Annotated in this window: 16 protein-coding genes and 1 tRNA gene; 12 read left to right on the forward strand and 5 right to left on the reverse strand. The window is 70.2% G+C overall.

Going from position 1 to position 15865, the window contains the following annotated elements; genetic code table 11:
* Positions 1–72: 72 nt before the first annotated feature.
* Positions 73–870 carry an NAD+ synthase gene (locus SM754_RS02980; protein ID WP_323674725.1) on the forward strand — a complete coding sequence of 266 codons (798 nt, stop codon included), beginning with the start codon at positions 73–75 and terminating at the stop codon, positions 868–870.
* A gap of 42 nt (positions 871–912) precedes the next feature.
* On the opposite strand, the gene SM754_RS02985 is transcribed toward SM754_RS02980, so the two are convergent.
* Positions 913–1665, reverse strand: coding sequence for a hypothetical protein (locus tag SM754_RS02985; protein WP_323674726.1), 753 nt, complete (start codon positions 1663–1665; stop codon positions 913–915).
* Between the two features lie 71 nt (positions 1666–1736).
* Entirely contained in the window at positions 1737–2438 is a 702-nt protein-coding gene (locus tag SM754_RS02990; protein ID WP_323674727.1) for an enoyl-CoA hydratase/isomerase family protein, read from the reverse strand.
* A gap of 61 nt (positions 2439–2499) precedes the next feature.
* Between SM754_RS02990 and SM754_RS02995 the strand changes: the two genes are divergently transcribed.
* The 6 genes from SM754_RS02995 to SM754_RS03020 all read left to right on the forward strand — a co-directional run bounded on the left by SM754_RS02995 (position 2500) and on the right by SM754_RS03020 (position 7151).
* Complete coding sequence (locus SM754_RS02995; RefSeq protein WP_323674728.1) at positions 2500–3183, forward strand: DUF7114 family protein; 684 nt, start codon at positions 2500–2502, stop codon at positions 3181–3183.
* A gap of 57 nt (positions 3184–3240) precedes the next feature.
* A tRNA-Thr gene (locus tag SM754_RS03000) sits at positions 3241–3312 on the forward strand.
* A 216-nt stretch (positions 3313–3528) separates the two neighbouring features.
* Positions 3529–3654, forward strand: a complete 126-nt coding sequence (locus SM754_RS03005) for a hypothetical protein (RefSeq protein WP_323674729.1) — start codon at positions 3529–3531, stop codon at positions 3652–3654.
* Positions 3655–3751: 97 nt separating this feature from the next.
* A complete protein-coding gene (locus tag SM754_RS03010; RefSeq protein ID WP_323674730.1) occupies positions 3752–5371 on the forward strand; it encodes an Hvo_1808 family surface protein in 1620 nt (539 codons plus the stop codon).
* Positions 5372–5526: 155 nt separating this feature from the next.
* Entirely contained in the window at positions 5527–6117 is a 591-nt protein-coding gene (locus tag SM754_RS03015) for a 50S ribosomal protein L15e (RefSeq protein WP_323674731.1), read from the forward strand.
* Between the two features lie 164 nt (positions 6118–6281).
* Positions 6282–7151 (forward strand): EamA family transporter, encoded by an 870-nt coding sequence (locus SM754_RS03020; RefSeq protein WP_323674732.1) that lies wholly within the window; start codon positions 6282–6284, stop codon positions 7149–7151.
* 65 nt (positions 7152–7216) lie between these two features.
* Here the strand turns inward: SM754_RS03020 and SM754_RS03025 are convergent, their stop codons facing one another.
* Together SM754_RS03025 and SM754_RS03030 are read right to left on the reverse strand one after the other, a co-directional pair.
* Entirely contained in the window at positions 7217–7762 is a 546-nt protein-coding gene (locus SM754_RS03025) for an NUDIX hydrolase (RefSeq protein WP_323674733.1), read from the reverse strand.
* Positions 7759–8145: a hypothetical protein gene (locus SM754_RS03030; RefSeq protein ID WP_323674734.1), complete on the reverse strand. Its 387-nt coding sequence runs from the start codon at positions 8143–8145 to the stop codon at positions 7759–7761. Before SM754_RS03030 ends, SM754_RS03025 begins: the two co-directional genes overlap by 4 nt.
* A gap of 283 nt (positions 8146–8428) precedes the next feature.
* On the opposite strand from SM754_RS03030, the gene psmA reads away from it, so the two are divergent.
* From psmA to SM754_RS03050, 4 genes are all read left to right on the forward strand, one after another.
* Complete coding sequence (gene psmA, locus SM754_RS03035) at positions 8429–9187, forward strand: archaeal proteasome endopeptidase complex subunit alpha (RefSeq protein WP_323674735.1); 759 nt, start codon at positions 8429–8431, stop codon at positions 9185–9187.
* Positions 9184–9873, forward strand: coding sequence for an Ntn hydrolase family protein (locus SM754_RS03040; protein ID WP_323674736.1), 690 nt, complete (start codon positions 9184–9186; stop codon positions 9871–9873). Before psmA ends, SM754_RS03040 begins: the two co-directional genes overlap by 4 nt.
* A gap of 184 nt (positions 9874–10057) precedes the next feature.
* Entirely contained in the window at positions 10058–10744 is a 687-nt protein-coding gene (locus tag SM754_RS03045; RefSeq protein ID WP_323674737.1) for an MBL fold metallo-hydrolase, read from the forward strand.
* An 82-nt stretch (positions 10745–10826) separates the two neighbouring features.
* A complete protein-coding gene (locus tag SM754_RS03050) occupies positions 10827–14072 on the forward strand; it encodes a PAS domain-containing protein (RefSeq protein WP_323674738.1) in 3246 nt (1081 codons plus the stop codon).
* A gap of 79 nt (positions 14073–14151) precedes the next feature.
* On the opposite strand, the gene SM754_RS03055 is transcribed toward SM754_RS03050, so the two are convergent.
* A complete protein-coding gene (locus SM754_RS03055; RefSeq protein ID WP_323674739.1) occupies positions 14152–15405 on the reverse strand; it encodes a trans-sulfuration enzyme family protein in 1254 nt (417 codons plus the stop codon).
* 227 nt (positions 15406–15632) lie between these two features.
* Here SM754_RS03055 and SM754_RS03060 point away from each other — a divergent pair, with 227 nt between their 5' ends.
* Positions 15633–15821: a hypothetical protein gene (locus SM754_RS03060; RefSeq protein WP_323674740.1), complete on the forward strand. Its 189-nt coding sequence runs from the start codon at positions 15633–15635 to the stop codon at positions 15819–15821.
* The last annotated feature ends 44 nt before the right edge of the window (positions 15822–15865 follow it).

Here is a 15865-nt window from a genome sequence, read left to right on the forward strand (position 1 = left end):
GGAACTGGACGCGCGTCCATCGTTTCCGCGCCATGGAACCGTATTTGTCGATGCAATCCCTACCAGCGCGTGATGCTCGACCTGCGATTCTCCGACGACGAACTCCGCGAACGCCGCGATCACATCGAGACGTTCATCCAGGACGTCGTCGCCGACGCCGGCGCCGACGGCGCCGTCCTCGGGCTCTCCGGCGGCGTCGACTCCACCACCACCGCGTACCTCGCCGCGAGCGCACTCGGCACCGAGAACCTCCGCGGGCTCGTCCTCCCCGCCGAGGTCTCGAGCGACGGGAACATGAGCGACGCCGAACGCGTCGCCGAAGCCCTCGGCATCGAGTACGACGTCGTCGAGATCGAACCGATCGTGGACGCGCTCGTCGACGCCGTCCCCGGGAGCGACCGCGACCGGACCGCCGTCGGGAACGCGCGCGCTCGCGTCCGCGGCGTCCTGAACTACTACGTCGCGAACGAGGAGGACCGCGTCGTCCTCGGCACCGGGAACCGCGCCGAAGCCCTCACCGGGTACTTCACGAAGTACGGTGACCAGGCCGTCGACTGCAACCCCATCGGGAACCTCTACAAGCAGCAGGTCCGCCAGCTGGCGAGACACCTCGGTGCGCCCGAGGACCTCGCCGAGAAGCAGGCGACCGCCGAACTCTGGGCGGACCAGACCGACGAGGACGAGCTCGGCCTCTCCTACGACACCATCGACGCCATCCTCGCACTCCACGTCGACGGCGACCTCTCGCCCGCCGCGACCGAGCGCGCGCTCGACGTCGACCGCGACGCGATAACCGAGGTCCGCGAACTCTACGAGCGCAGCAAGCACAAGCGCGCGATGCCGCCAGCCCCCGTCGACCCGACGCCGTGACCGCGACCCGGCGAAGCACTCGCAGAACGGGACCGCGCCGCGTCAGGCGAGCGCGCTCGCGTTCGTCGTCGTCCCGTTCGTCGACCCGTCATCCGGCGCCTCGACGCGGACCGTGATGCTGTCCTCGTTCTGGAGGACGTACGTCTCCGGCGCGACCGGTTCGCCGTTGACCTCGTACACGACCGTCGCACCCGTCACGACTTCCCAGCCGTCCGGCCCCTGCGCGTTCGACCCCTCGCGGTAGACGACGCCGTCGTACGCGAACGACGTGTTCGTCACGCCGAACGCCGTCGCCTCCAGCGCGTACTCGAGCGTCACACCTCTCGCGTGCGAGTGCCAGCGCCGCTCCCCGGACTCGAAGTGGAACGCGCGCATCTCTCGCGGGTGCTGGAACTCGGGTTTCCGGAAGTCGATCTGTTGCCCGTCGACGTTCACGCTGATCGGGCCGTGCTCGTGAGCGGACCCGACGCTGTACGGTCGATACACCTCGTCGGTCCCCGCCGGCCCCAGTTCGTGCGGCGGGTCCGGCGCCGGCCCGAGCTCGCCGAGCTCGCTCCCGTTCCCGCTCCCGCTCCCACCGATCGTGAGCGTGTACAGGATGACGGCCAGCAGGAGCGCGCCGACGGCGATGCCGGCGACGACGAGCGGCATCGACGGGCCGCCGTCGCCCCCACCGAGCTCGTCCAGTCGCCGTCGCTCTATCGGCCCCATCTCGCCCGGGTGCTCGTCGTCGAGGTGCCTGAGGTACGCCGCCTCGTCCTCGAACGATTCCGAGCAGTGCTCGCAGTCAGTCACGCCCCTAGGTCGGCGTTCGGCCACTACGACTCTTTCGGACGAGTGCGCTCTCGCCGGACGCGGCGGCGTCGCTACCGGTCGCGGGACGCGGCGATGTCGGCCGCGTGACTCGCGACGAGGTCCGCGAAGGCCTCCACCTCCCTGGCCTCCTGCGCGGCGACGTCGTCGCGGTCGCGCATCCGGCGCTTCAGCGTCGCGAGCGCGTCCGGCGGGTGCGCGGCGAGCTCCTCGGCGACCGCTCGCGGCTCGTCGACCACGCGCGACACGAGCCCCATCCGATGCGCGTCCGTCGCGTCGACCGTCCGACCGGAGAGCGCGAGGTCCATCGCGTCGCCCTCCCCGCAGACCCGCGCCAGGCGAGCCGTCCCACCCCACGCACCGAACAACCCGAGCGACACGCCCGGTTCCGCGAACGACGCCGCCGGCGACGCCACCCGAACGTCGCACCCGAGCGCGAGCTCCACCCCACCACCCCTCGCCGCGCCGTCGACGCCCGCGACCACGACCGCGTCCGTCGACTCGAACGCACGCACCACGCGCTGCCCGCGCGCCGCCAGGTCCCGCGCCCCCTCGCGGTCCAGTCCCGACACGACGTCCAGGTCCGCGCCCGCACAGAACGCCGACCCCACCCCGTGGAGGTACAGGACCGGCGCCGTCGCCTGCCGCGCCGCATCCGCCAGCACGTCCAGGTCCGTCGGCCGGAGCGCGTTCCGCCGGTCCGGACGGTCGATGCTCACCACACAGACGTCCCCGTCGCGGTCGACTCGAATCACACCACCGCGGACGTCCGTCGTTTCCAAAGGTCTTTGCGTGTCCCGTTGCTACCTTCGCGCGATGGACGAGGCAGCAACGTGTCGCTCGGCCGCCGTGGACGCCGTCGAGGACGTCTACCCGGCGCGCCTCCGCGACGACATCGTCGCACACGTCGACGACGGCTCGCTCGCTCCCGGCACGCTCACACTCAGGTGCGCGCGCGCCGTCGACGACACCGTCGACCTGGACGCCATCGGCAGCCGCGCCGCCGGCGTCCAACTCATCTACGACGGCCTCCGCCTCACCCGCACGCTCTCCCACACCGAACCCTGGCAGGACGTCGACGACCAGACCCAACCGAACCTCGACATCCTCGCCGCCGACGTCCTCGTCTCCCGGGGCTTCTACCTGCTCGCACGCACCGAAGCCGCCGGCCGCGCCGTCGAGACCGTCCGCACGTTCGGCCGCGAACAGACCGAACGCCGCGACGCCGACCGCGACCCCACCAGGGACCCCGTAGAGCACGACCGGACGCTCGAACGCGACGTCCTCGAACTCGCCGCGCTCGCGGGCGCCACCGCCGCCGGCGGCACCCCCACGCCGGAACTGTACGCGCACGTCGGCGACTGCATCGACCACGTCACCGACCGCGGCTTCCCGCACGAACTCGGGTTCCTCCCGACCGTCGCCGACCTCCACGCCACCGTCCCCCCCGAGGAGCCGACCGCGGACGACGGCGTCCCCCAGTCCGCGGGCGATTCGTAGCCGCGAATCGAAACGCATTAAAACGAATCCCGACAAGAGGTAGATGCGTTCCAACGCGCCTGGGTAGCTTAGCGGTAAAGCGCGTCCTTGGTAAGGACGAGACCCCGGATTCAAATTCCGGCCTAGGCTCTTCTCGCCGTTTCGACCGCGTAGCGCTCGGTCTCCCCGCGGTCGATGCTGTCGTTCGTTCGGCGGTTCCGTCGCCTCCCCTCCAGCGTTGGCCGTACGAGCGGTAGCCGTCGAGCTCGCGGTCCGTAATCTGGCGTTCGACGTCTTCGCGGTCGGCGCGAGAGCGCGAAGTGGTTTGGCGGTGCTTCCAGGGTCGCCCGCGGTCGTGAGTCGTCTATGCGAGCGTCGACCGCCACACTCGCGTTCGGTGTCGGACTGTTCGCGCTCCCGATTCCCGGGACGTTCGTGACGGGAGCGCTCGTGATACTCGCCGGCGTCGCCGCGCGATACCTCGGGTCGTAGCGCCGGGCGTCTCGACGGCGGGCGCCGGCTCTCGTCGTCGACCGGGCGGTCGCGTCGCCCGAGGTACTTTTGTTCGCGAGTCCCCGACGTAGACTAGATGCGAACGAGAGTCGTCCTTGTCGTCCTCGCCGTGGTCGCGGTCGTCGGGCTCGCTGGCTGTACGCTGTCGGCGTTCGACGAACCGACGGCCACGAGCGACTCGGAGACCGCGCCGGCGCCCGAGGACGGTGGCGGGCTCGCGGACCCCGAGACGGACGTGAAGGGCTGGGAGAACGGCGTCTGGTACAACGAGTCGCTCGCGGTCACGCCCGGTGACGGGCTGAACGAGACCGAGCTCGCGGCGGTCGTGAACCGCAGCATGGCGCGCGTCGAGTACGTCCGGAACGTCGAGTTCGACCGGCGCGTCCCGGTCTCGATCCTGTCGCGCGAGGAGTACCGCGACCGGCAGGGTGGCGGCGGCGGTGATGGAGAGGAGACGGCGGCGGCCCGGGAGGCGGCGCGGCTCGAAGCGCTGTTCCTCGTCGGCGAATCGACGGACGCGCAGGAGGAGCAGGCGGAGACGCGGTCCGCGAGCGTGCAGGGGTTCTACTCGTCGGGCGAGGACGAGATAACCATCGTCGCGCCCTCGGCGACGCCGACCGTGGACGAGGTGACGCTCGCGCACGAGCTCGTGCACGCGTACCAGTTCCGGGGGAACCTCGACGTGCGGTTCCCGCGGTCGCCGACGCGGGACGAACGCCGGGCGTTGTTCGCGCTCATCGAGGGTGACGCGAACCACGTCGACCGGCAGGTCCGCCAGCGATGCGGGAGCGAGTGGGCGTGCGTCGGCCACGAGGCCGCCGCGGACGCGTCGACGAGCGACGGTGGCACGACCGCGGACGGTGACGGTTCGAACGGCGGGGCGGCCGCTGCGCCACGACCGAACATGGGCCTGTACCTGTTGTCGTACTTCCCGTACGCGGAGGGCGAGCGGTACGTCGCGGAGCGGAAGGACGCCGGCGGGTGGGCGGCCGTGAACGCGCTCTACAGCGACCCGGCGGCGTCCAGCGAGCAGGTCATTCATCGGAACGACGATTCCGTGGCGTCGGTGTCCGTTCCGGACCGGAGCACGAGCGAGTGGTCGCGCGTCGGCGACGGCGTGGTCGCGGGGGAGGCGGACGTGGCGACGATGTTCGCGGCGACGCTGTACGACGACGTCGAGGGGAGCGTCGTCTCGCGCGAGCAGTTCCTCACCGACGGCGACGACCTGGTCCCTATCAGGTACGCGCTCCCGCCGAGCGCGGGGTGGGCGGGCGATTCGCTGTACGCGTACGAGCGCGCTGACGGCGACGCGGGGTACGTGTGGCGACTGCGGTTCGACGACGACGGCGAGGCGCGCGAGTTCGCGAGCGCGTACCGCGACCTCCTCCGGTATCGCGGTGCCGAGCGCGACGGCTCGCAGGTGTTCGTGGTGCCGGACGGCTCGTACGCCGACGCGTTCTACGTCGACGTGTCCGGGTCCCGGGTCACCATCGTGAACGCGCCGACCGTCGAGGACCTCGGTGACGTCCACGGGCCCGCGAGCCAGCGCGTCGCGGCCGCGACCGCGCTCCCGGCGCCGGCGCTCGAACCGGTCGATGCGGGCGGGGCGGTCGGTGCGGTCGATGCGGTCGATGCGGTCGACGCGAACGCGACGGCGGACGCCCTGCCCGTCGTCGATGGGCGTGCGAGGGCGTGACGCGCGCCGCGGGGTTCCGAAACCCTTTATGCGACGACGCGGGAATCTCAACCAACTCGCTGGTCGACGGGCACCAGCGGGCACCTGTCATCGACAGGTCATCGGAATGTGGTCCCATCCGGGACTGAACCGGCAGACGCCCGTGGTGATAGACCATGGCACGAAGTTTCTACTCGCACATCAAGGAAGCGTGGCGGGACCCCGACGACGGGAAGCTCGCCGAACTCCAGTGGCAGCGAAAGCAAGAATGGCGGGATCAGGGCGCCATCGAGCGCGTCGACCGACCGACGCGCCTCGACAAGGCCCGCGAGCTCGGCTACAAGGCCAAGCAGGGCGTCGTCGTGGCGCGCGTCAGCGTCCGGAAGGGGACGGCGCGGAAGTCCCGACACAAGAAGGGGCGTCGTTCGAAGCGCCAGGGCGTGAACCGCATCGGGCGCCGGAAGAACATCCAGCGCATCGCGGAGGAGCGCGCGTCGCGGAAGTTCAAGAACCTCCGCGTGCTGAACTCGTACTGGGTCGGTGAGGACGGCTCGCAGAAGTGGCACGAGATCATCCTCGTGGACCCCGAGCATCCCGCGATCGAGAACGACGACGACCTCTCGTGGATCACGGAGAGCCAGCACCAGTCGCGTGCGTTCCGTGGCCTCACGAGCGCCGGCACGCAGAACCGCGGACTCACGTTCAAGGGTAAGGGTACGGAGCACACCCGTCCCTCGAACAACGGCGGACAGGGTCGCGCGAAGTAACGCCGACCCGGTTCGGTCGCACTCCCGATCTTGTTTCTTTCGAGAACTCGCGTAGCGGTGGGTTCGTGAACTCCGGTTGGTTCGGAACCCTACCCGTGCCCATCGGGTACATACCGAGTTAACATAGCGGGCCTTTTGTGTGCGGTCTCGAAGGCTACGCGTAGATGAGTTCGCTCGGGGTCGCGCTGGCGCTCGCCGGCGCGGTCGTCTTCGGGACGTACATCTTCCTCGTGAAGTACCGGTTCGGGCACTACCCGGACTCGGTGTACGTCGTCTGCGTGTACGCTATCGCCACCGTGCTGTACGCGCCGGTGGCGGTCGCGAGCGACGCGACCGTCCCGACCGACCCGTACACGCTCGCGGTCCTCGTGGCCGTCGCCGCGCTCGGCGGGGTCGCAATCCTCGCGTTCTTCCGTGCGCTCACGCTCGGCGACGTCTCCTACGTCGCGCCCGTCAGCAAGGTCGTTCCGCTCTTCGTGCTCCCCATCGAGCTCGCGCTCATCCCGGCGACCTCGCTGTCCGTGCTACAGGTCGCGGGCGTGCTCGTCGTGACGATAGCGCTCTACCTCGCGAACTACCAGGGGGACTTCCTCACGCCGCTCCGGCGCGCGGTCACGCTCCGCCCGGGCCAGCTCGCGCTCGCGTCCGCGGCGACGTTCGGCGTGGTCGACGTCGGGAAACGCCACCTCATGGGGGACCTCGGCGTCGACCCGGCCGCGTTCGTCGCCGTCCTCTTCCCGGTCGTCGCGGTGACCTTCGCGCCGCTGGCCGCCCGCCAGTGGCCCGCGGACGTCACGGTCCGCGACGACCTCGGCGCGCTCGCGGCGCTCGCGGTGCTCGTCGCGGTCGGGCAGCACGTGGTCGCGGTCGCGTTCGTCGAACTCGCGGCGAGCGTCGCGTCGCCGCTCGTGAACGCGCAGGCCATCGTCGCGGTCGTCCTCGGCGGCGTCGTCCTGAACGAGCCGCGGTTCCGCGCGCGCCTCGCAGCCGCCGGACTCGCCGTCGCGGGCGTCGCGTGCATCGCGCTCGGCTGACGCTCGAGATACGAATCTCTCGGGCCCAGACCGTGTCGACATCGGTCAACGCGAGTGGTCACCGGTCAGAGCAGGCCGTCCTCTTTCGCGAGCAACAGCGCTTCGAGCGTCGCGTCGTTCGTCGGCGGCTCGCGCGCCACGCCGATGGCGTCCTCGACGGGGACCGACCGTACGGTGATGAACTCGTTGCTGTCGAGTTCGCGCTCGCACGGCGTCAACCCCTCCGCGAACACGTACCCGCGGCGATGCCGGAGCAGTCCCGTCGAACACCAGACCTCCTGGAGGAGCGACGTCCCGGCGGGGTCGAACCCGGTCTCCTCGCGGAGCTCGCGCGCCCCGGCGGTCGTGTACGACTCACCGTCCTCCACGATTCCCGCCGGGAGCTCCACCTGGGTCTGGCGGATCGTCGGCCGGTACTGTTCGACGAACACGACGTCCTCGCCCGTGGACGCCACCACGACGACCGCGTCCGGGAGCGTCGCCCAGTAGTAGTCCTTCTCGGAGCCGTCGGGTTGCTCGACGCGGTCACGGCCGCCGGTGAACCACGGCGTCTCGTACTCCGCGACGGACTCTCGAACCGGCCACTCAGCAGGGGGGAGGTCGCGACTCATTCGTCCCCACGAACGATCTCCAGTCGGTAGACCGTTCCGTTGTACGTCACGTGCGCCACGTCCCCCTCGACCGCGTTCGGCACGCGCGTCGCGATCGCACCGAACTCGTCGAACGGCGAGTGACTGAACGACTCCTTCACGCCGAACGGTCCCTCGTAGTACGACGCGGACGTCCCGTCCGCGACCGCGTCGGTCACGTACGGGAACCGCCGCTCGCTCACGTCCGTCGCGTCGTACGCCGCGCCCTCGAACGTCGACGCGTTCCCGAGGTCTGTCGCCTGCACGCGGTAGGGGTCGCCGCTCTTCAGGAGGCCCGGCAGCGCGCCGACGGCGAGCCCGAGGACCACGATGGCCACGAGCACCAGGATGTACCGCTGTCGCATACGCCGACGTTAGGGGGTCGCGTTGAAACGTCCACCGGACGGGGCGCCTCGCGGGGCGGCACGCGCGACCCGCCGCGAGGGGCGCGGTCGCCCGTGCCCGGGCGACCCGGAACTGCCGGACGGCGCTGAGAACGCCCGAGCGGTTGCCCACTACGCAGTATTTAAACGTCGCCGGAGTGTATGTCGGGTCACGATGGACGAGCGCGGAGTCGACGCGGCCGTCTGACGGTTTACAGAAAGTACTTCAGAACTCGTCCACTTACCTAAGGTTACGGAACCTCCCATGCAAGGACAAAATCAACAGCAGGCGTACGACCGCGGGATCACTATCTTCTCGCCGGACGGACGTCTCTATCAGGTCGAGTACGCACGCGAAGCCGTCAAGCGCGGCTCCGCGAGCGTCGGTATCCGCACGCCCGACGGGGTCGTGCTCGCCGCAGAACGACGCACGCGGTCGCCGCTCATGGAGCGCGACAGCGTCGAGAAACTCCACAAGATCGACGACCACGTCGGGATCGCGAGCGCCGGGCACGTCGCGGACGCTCGCCAGCTCATCGACGTGGCGCGCCGCCAGAGCCAGGTGAACCAGCTCCGGTACGGCGAGCCCGTCGGCGTGGAGACGCTGACGAAGCACGTCACGGACCACATCCAGCAGTACACGCAGACGGGTGGGGCGCGTCCGTTCGGCGTCGCGCTGCTCGTCGGTGGCGTCGAGAACGACGGGACACCGCGTCTCTACGAGACGGACCCGTCGGGGACGCCGTACGAGTGGAAGGCGGTCGCCATCGGTGGCTCTCGCGAGGACATCCAGCGTCGTCTCGAGGACGAGTACGACGACGCGCTGAGCCTCGACGAGGGCGTCGACCTCGCGCTCGAAGCGCTCGCGGAGGCGACCGAGGACGGCTTCCCGGCGGAAGGTATCGCGGTGTCGACCGTGCCGACGGAGACCGGGAGCGTCGAATCGCTGTCGACCGACGAGATCGGCGAGCGCCTGGAGGCGCTCGATCTCCTCGCCGAAGCGGACGAGGGTGATGACGAATGATGGACGCTGACAACCCCTACGACCCCGAGATCGCACCGAGCGACTGGGGCGAGCACGCCGGAGAGGACCAGGAGAACGTGAACAAGACGGGGACGACGACCGTCGGTATCGCGACGGACGACGGTGTCGTCATCGCGACGGACCGCCGTGCGAGTCTCGCCGGCCGGTTCGTCTCGAACAAGAAGGTGGTGAAGGTCGAGCAGATTCACCCGAGCGCGGCGATGACGCTCGTCGGGAGCGTCGGCGGCGCGCAGTCGTTCATCTCGAGCCTGCGCGCGGAGGTCAACCTCTACGAGGCGCGTCGCGGCGAGGAGATGAGCATGACGGCGCTGTCGACGCTCGCCGGGAACTTCGCGCGCGGCGGCCCGTACTTCGCGATCAACCCCATCCTGGGCGGCGTGGACGAGGACGGCAGTCACGTATTCTCCATCGACCCGGCAGGTGGTGTGATGAAGGACGATTACACCGTCACCGGTAGCGGGATGCAGGTCGCGTACGGGTACCTCGAGCAGTCCTGGCACGACGACATGTCGATGGGCGAGGCGAAGCAGGCGGCGGCAAAGGCGGTCATCTCGGCTGCGGAACGCGACACGGGCTCGGGTAACGGGCTCGTCCTCTGCGAGGTCACGGAAGGCGACGTCTCCATCACGGAGTACGACGACTTCCCGAACCCCGAAGAGGTCTAGGCGACCCCCTTCGATTCTCGCGGTTTCGACGACCGACGAGCGGCGGCGCCGTCGGTCACGGTCGGAACGGGGTGGCGGTCTCGGTCGGTGTATGGTGCCCGCTGTCGGTCGGTGGGTCCCGGCAGGCGGGCCGAGTGGTTCCGGCAGGCGACCGTTTTTGTCCGCGCGCGGACTCCGTCGGGGTATGAGTCGGGAGCTGGTCGATGGCGTGTGGACGATCGCGTGCCGGGGGGTGAACGCGTTCCTCGTCGCGGACGGCGACGACGTGGTGCTCGTGGACGCCGGGACGCCGTGGGACGCCGGTCGGATACGCGAGGGCGTCCGCGACGCGGGGTTCGAACTCGGGGACGTCGACCGCGTGCTCGTGACGCACTACGACGTCGATCACGTCGGGGCGCTCGCGAAGCTCGACGACGACCTCGCGGCGACGGTGTACGCGAGCGGGACGGACGGCCGTATCCTCACGAGCGAACGACGACCGCCGCTGCGCGGGAAGAAGGCCGTCCTGACGCGGCTCGTGTCGGTGCCGCTCGTCGACCGGCCGGACCTCGATGTGCGGTTCGTCGACGAGGGCGATACCGTCGGGTCGTTCGAGGTCTTCGAGACGCCCGGGCACACCCCGGGGCATCTCTGTTTCGTGAGCGAGCGTCTCGGCGTCGCGCTCCTCGGTGACCTCGTCAGCGGGAACGCGGACGGGTCGCTCGGGCGCGTCCCGTGGGTGGTGGACGGGAACCGGCGTCGGGCGGGCGAGAGCATCCGCGAGTTCGCCGAGCGAGCGCCGGCGTTCGAGGTTGCGTGCATGGGGCACGGTGACCCGCTCGCGTCCGGTGGCGGGGACGCGGTGGCGGCGCTCGCGGCGCGACTGTCCTGACGGTCTCAGGCGGGTTTCGAACGCGCGGACGAACGGTTTAGGGAGTGGGTTTTTGCCCGTCGAACGCGGGAGTTTCCGACGAATGGCGGAGTCACACGCGATCGTCTGTACGGGAGAGCGAGCGGGGGCGGTCGCGGACGCGCTCGACGCGGCGGGGTTCGACGTCGAGCGCGCCGACGGCGTGGAGGCGGCCGTCGAGCGCGCACGCAGCGGCGCTGGCGTGGTGCTCGCGGTCGACCCGACGACGGACCCGTCGGTCGTCGGTCGGGTCCGCGAGCGAGTGCCGGCGTCGCCGGTGGTCGTCGTCGCGACGGCGGTCGACGGGTCGCTCGCGAGCACGGCCGTCGACGCGGGCGTCACCGCGCTCTGTACGGTCGACGACGACGTCGCCGAGACCGTCGAGGCCGCGTTCGAGCCGCTCGACGCGACGTCGACGGCCACGGGTCGTGGGGTGGCGTCGACGACGGGGTCGCCGTCCGACGGGTCGGACGCGGCCGACGAGAGCGGGTCCGGGAGCGTGGACGCCACTGACGGGAGGAAGCCTGGGAGCGTGGACGCGACGCGGCCGGGGCCGCGGTCGCCGACAGTCGACTGGCGCGGGCACGTCGTCGACCGACTGTTCGAGACGAGCCCGGACCGGCTCGCCGTCGTCGCCGCGGACGGTACCGTCGTCCGCGCGAACGACCGGGCGCGCGAGGCGTTCGCGATATCGATCGGCGAGACGCACACCGGCGACGTCGACGTGTACGACACCGAGGGCGAGTTCGTGCCACCGGAGGCCCGCCCGTGGGCGAGCGTGTTCCGGTCCGGCGAGGCCTCCTACGGCCACCAGTTCCGCGTCGACCCCGTCGACGGCGAGTCCGCGTGGTACGTCGCCGACGTCGTCCCGCTCGGTGACGGACCCGCGGCGGCGTTCGTGTCGTTCCGTGACGTCACCGGCGACGAACGGGGGCGCGAGCGCCTCCAGCAGCGCAAGGACGAGCTCGTCGCGGAACTCGACGAGACGCTCGAGCGCGTGACGGACGCGTTCTTCGCGCTCGACGACGAGTTCCGGTTCACGTACCTGAACGAGACCGCGAGCGAACTCCTCGGCGTCGATTCGGAGGCGCTGCGAGGCGAGTCGATCTGGGACGCGTTCCCGGACGCGGTCGGGACGACGTTCGAGGCGCAGTACCGGACGGCGATGCGCGAGCAGGAGTCTGTCGCGTTCGAGGAGTTCTTCCCGCCGTTGTCGACGTGGTTCGCGGTGCGTGCGTACCCGAGCGAGACCGGGCTGTCGGTGTACTTCCAGGACGTCACGGACCGCAAAGACCGCGAGGCGGCGCTGAACGAGCGACTCGCCCAGCAGGAGGTCGTCTCCGAGCTGAGCCGGGAGGCGATCGAGCGTGCGGACGTCGACGGGTTCCTCCGACGGGCTGCCGAGCGGACCGCGGAGACGCTCGGCGCGTCGAGCGCGTACCTCCTCGAGTTCGGGGACGGTGGCCCGGAGAGCGAGGCGCGGGTTCGCGCGTCGGTCGGCGACGCCGACGCCGTCGAGGGGACCGTCGACGTCCGGCCGGCGGGCGCGCACGACCGCGCGGACCCGTCGGTCGTGACCGCGGAGGTGGGGGCGGACGACACGCCGTGGGGCGAGCTCGTCGTCTCGGTCGACGACCCGGACGCGGTCTCGGCGGACGACCGTCGGTTCGTGCGGTCGGTCGGGAACGTCGTCGCGTCCGCGATCGACCGGAAGCGCCGGGAGCGGACGCTCGCGACGAAGAACGAACGCCTCGCCGCGCTCGACCAGCTGTCGCGGGTCGTCCGGGACATCAACCGGGAGCTCTCGGGGCACTCGAGCCGCGAGGAGATAGAGCGCGTCGTCTGCGAGCGGCTCGCGAACGCCTCCAGCTACGAGTTCGCGTGGATCGGCGACGTCGACGCCGACGGGACCGTCTACGTGCGAACGGAGGCGGGCGTCGACGGCGTCCTCGACGACCGCGAGCTGTCCCTCGCGGACGCGACCGCGAACGCGCCCGCGGCGACCGCGCTCCGCGAGGACGCGCTCGCGACGACCCAGGACGTCCGCACGGACCACGTCGACGACGAGTGGCGCGCGCACGCCGAGGCCGAGGGCTACCGGTCGTCGGTCGCGGTCCCGCTCGTCCACGAGGACGAGACGTACGGCGTCCTCTCCATCTACGCGGACCGCCCGCACGCGTTCGACGGGCGGGAGCGTCGCGTCGTCGAACAGCTCGGCGAGGTCGTCGGGCTCGCCATCGCCCTGGCCGAGCGCGACCGCGAGCTCCGCGAGCGCGAGCGCCAGTACCGGACGCTCGCGGAGAACGTCCCGGACGCGACCGTGACGATGTTCGACACGGAGTGCGCGTACGTCACGGTCGCCGGGTCGCTCTACGAGCGCGTGCTGGACGTCGACGAGGACGCGCTCGTCGGTCGTCCGCCCGGGGACGTCGACGCGCTCCCGGAGCCGGTGCGCGACGCCCTCTGTGCGGCCCACGAGGACGCACTCGCCGGTGACCTCGTCGAGCGCGAGGTCGAGGTCGACGACCGGACGCTCGTCGTCCGCGCCATCCCGGTGCGCGACGACGGCTCGATAACGGGCGGGATATCGCTCGCGCAGGACGTCACCGAGCGCCGGGAGCGCCGCGCGCAACTCGAGCACGAACGCGAGCGCCTCGAGTACGTGAACCGCCTCCTCCGGCACAACCTCCTGAACAGCTTGAACGTCGCGCACGCGCGCACCGAGATGCTCGACGGGCACGTCGACGAGGCCGTCGAGGGGCATCTGGAGACGGCGTCGTCGCGGCTCTCGGAGATGATCGACTTCGTGGAGACGATGCGGTCGCTGATGCACATCCTCGTCGAGGACGACCACGACAGCGAACCCATCGCGCTCGACAGCGTCATCGAGGGCGAGATAGCGAAGCTCGAGGCGGCGTTCGACGTGACCGTCGAGACGGCGGGGCTCCCGCCGGTTGCGGTCGCGGCGGACGAACTCCTCCCGGAGGTGTTCGAGAACCTCCTCGTGAACGCCGTTCAGCACAACGACGCCCCGGAGCCGGCGGTGTTCGTCGACGTCGCGGTCGACGAGGACGCGGACACGGCGACGGTGTACGTCGCGGACAACGGCTCGGGCGTCGACGAGTCGATGCGCGGCGACCTCTTCCGGAAGGGCGAGAAGGGCTTCGACTCCCCGGGGACCGGGTTCGGGCTGTACCTCGTCCGGGAGACCGTCGACGCGTACGGCGGCGAGGTCGCGCTCGTCGACGACGAGCACTCGGGCGCGACGTTCGCGGTGACGCTCCCGCTCGCGAAGACGACCGCGGACTGACCCTCGGTCGTCGAGTACCGGCTTCGCGCGGCCGACGTCGGCGCGCACGTCGCTTCCGGCGGAACGTCCCGCCTTGGGGTCAGTCGTCGGCGGCTGGCGCGGTCTCGAACTCGGCGCCGTCGACCATCGCGTCGAACCCGCGGTCGAGGTCCGCGACGAGGTCGTCGACGTGTTCGACGCCGACGCTCGCGCGGACGAGCGTGTCCGTGATACCGAGCGCTTCGCGCTCCTCGGGCGCGAGCGGTTCGTGCGTCATCCCCGCGGGCAGTTCGACGAGCGATTCGACGCCCCCGAGCGAGACCGCGAGCGTGAACTCCTCGAGCGCCTCCAGGAAGCGCTTCGCGTCCTCGATGCCGCCCGCGAGCTCGAAGCTCAGCACGCCGCCGTACCCGCTCATCTGTTCGGCCGCGAGGTCGTGCTGGGGGTGCGACTGGAGGCCGGGGTAGTGGACGGCGTCGACGAGCTCGTGGCCTTCGAGGTACTCCGCGACCGCCATCGCGTTCGCCTCGTGGCGCTCCATCCGCATCGGGAGCGTCTTGATGCCGCGCATGAGGAGGTAGCTGTCGAACGGCGAGAGCATGTCGCCGACGCCGACGGTCTGGAGGAACTCGACCTCCTCCGCGACCCCGTCGTCGTCCGTGACGAGCGCGCCGCCGACGGAGTCGCTGTGGCCGTTCAGGTACTTCGTCGTGGAGTGTGCGACCGCGTCCGCGCCCAGAGCGAGCGGGTTCTGGAAGTACGGGCTCATGAACGTGTTGTCGACGCCCAGGCGCGCGTCGTGCTCGTGCGCGACGTCGGCGACCGCCCGGACGTCGCACATGTTCATCCGGGGGTTCGTCGGGGTCTCCATCCAGACGAGCGTGGTCTCGTCGGTCATGGCGTCCGCGACGTTCGCGGTGTCGGTCGCGTCGACGAAGTCGACGTCGAGCTTGAGGCGGTCCTGGAAGACGTTCTCGAACATGCGGCGCGTGCCGGCGTAGAGGTCGTCGAACGCGACGACGTGGTCGCCGGGTTCGACGACCGCGAGGACGAACGTGAAGATGGCGGCGGTCCCGGAGGAGAACGCGTACCCGTACTCGCCGTCCTCGAGCGCCGCGATGCGTTGCTCGACGGCGTGCCGCGTCGGGTTCGAGAGTCGCGAGTAGACGAAGTCGCCCGCGCTCGGGTCGAGGTCTTCGAGGCTCATGTCGGTGTCGAGGCCGGGGAGGGCGTACGTGGAGGCGAGGTGGATGGGGGAGACGACGTCGCCGGTCATCGGTGCGCCGGGCGTCGGTTCCTCGCCGTACGTGACGGACAGCGTCTCGAAGCGGTCGGATCGGTCCCCGTCGTTCATACGTAATACTTGCTGGTACCTGCGAAAAAACCTTTCATCTGTCTGTAATATTGGATGCTACGCAATATTATCTGAGGTAATCTGGCCGCGGCGCCGAAAAATCGTCACTCGACCCCGAGTGAACGCCTGAATCACACGTCCGTCGTCCCCGACCCTACCCCTCGGTCGAAGGCCGACGCCCTGGTTCCTATCGAATACTTATCACGAATTGGGTCGCGGTCGTCCCCATGCGCCACTGGGCGTCCGCCCGCGAACGCGCCCGGTACGCGCATCTCGGAGACGCCCCGTTCGTCGTCCTGACGACTGCCGGCTACTACTACAACATCACGTTCGTCCGGGTCGTTCCGGCCTGGACCGCAGGTCGAGTCGTGCCTCGTCCGGAACGAAACCACGACACGCAACACGATTTAGAGTAGTCTAATCTTCTGCTTTGATAGAAAGTACTATATCCTAGAACCCG

The organism is Halorubellus amylolyticus (genome assembly GCF_034808145.1).
Classification (GTDB): domain Archaea; phylum Halobacteriota; class Halobacteria; order Halobacteriales; family Natrialbaceae; genus Halorubellus.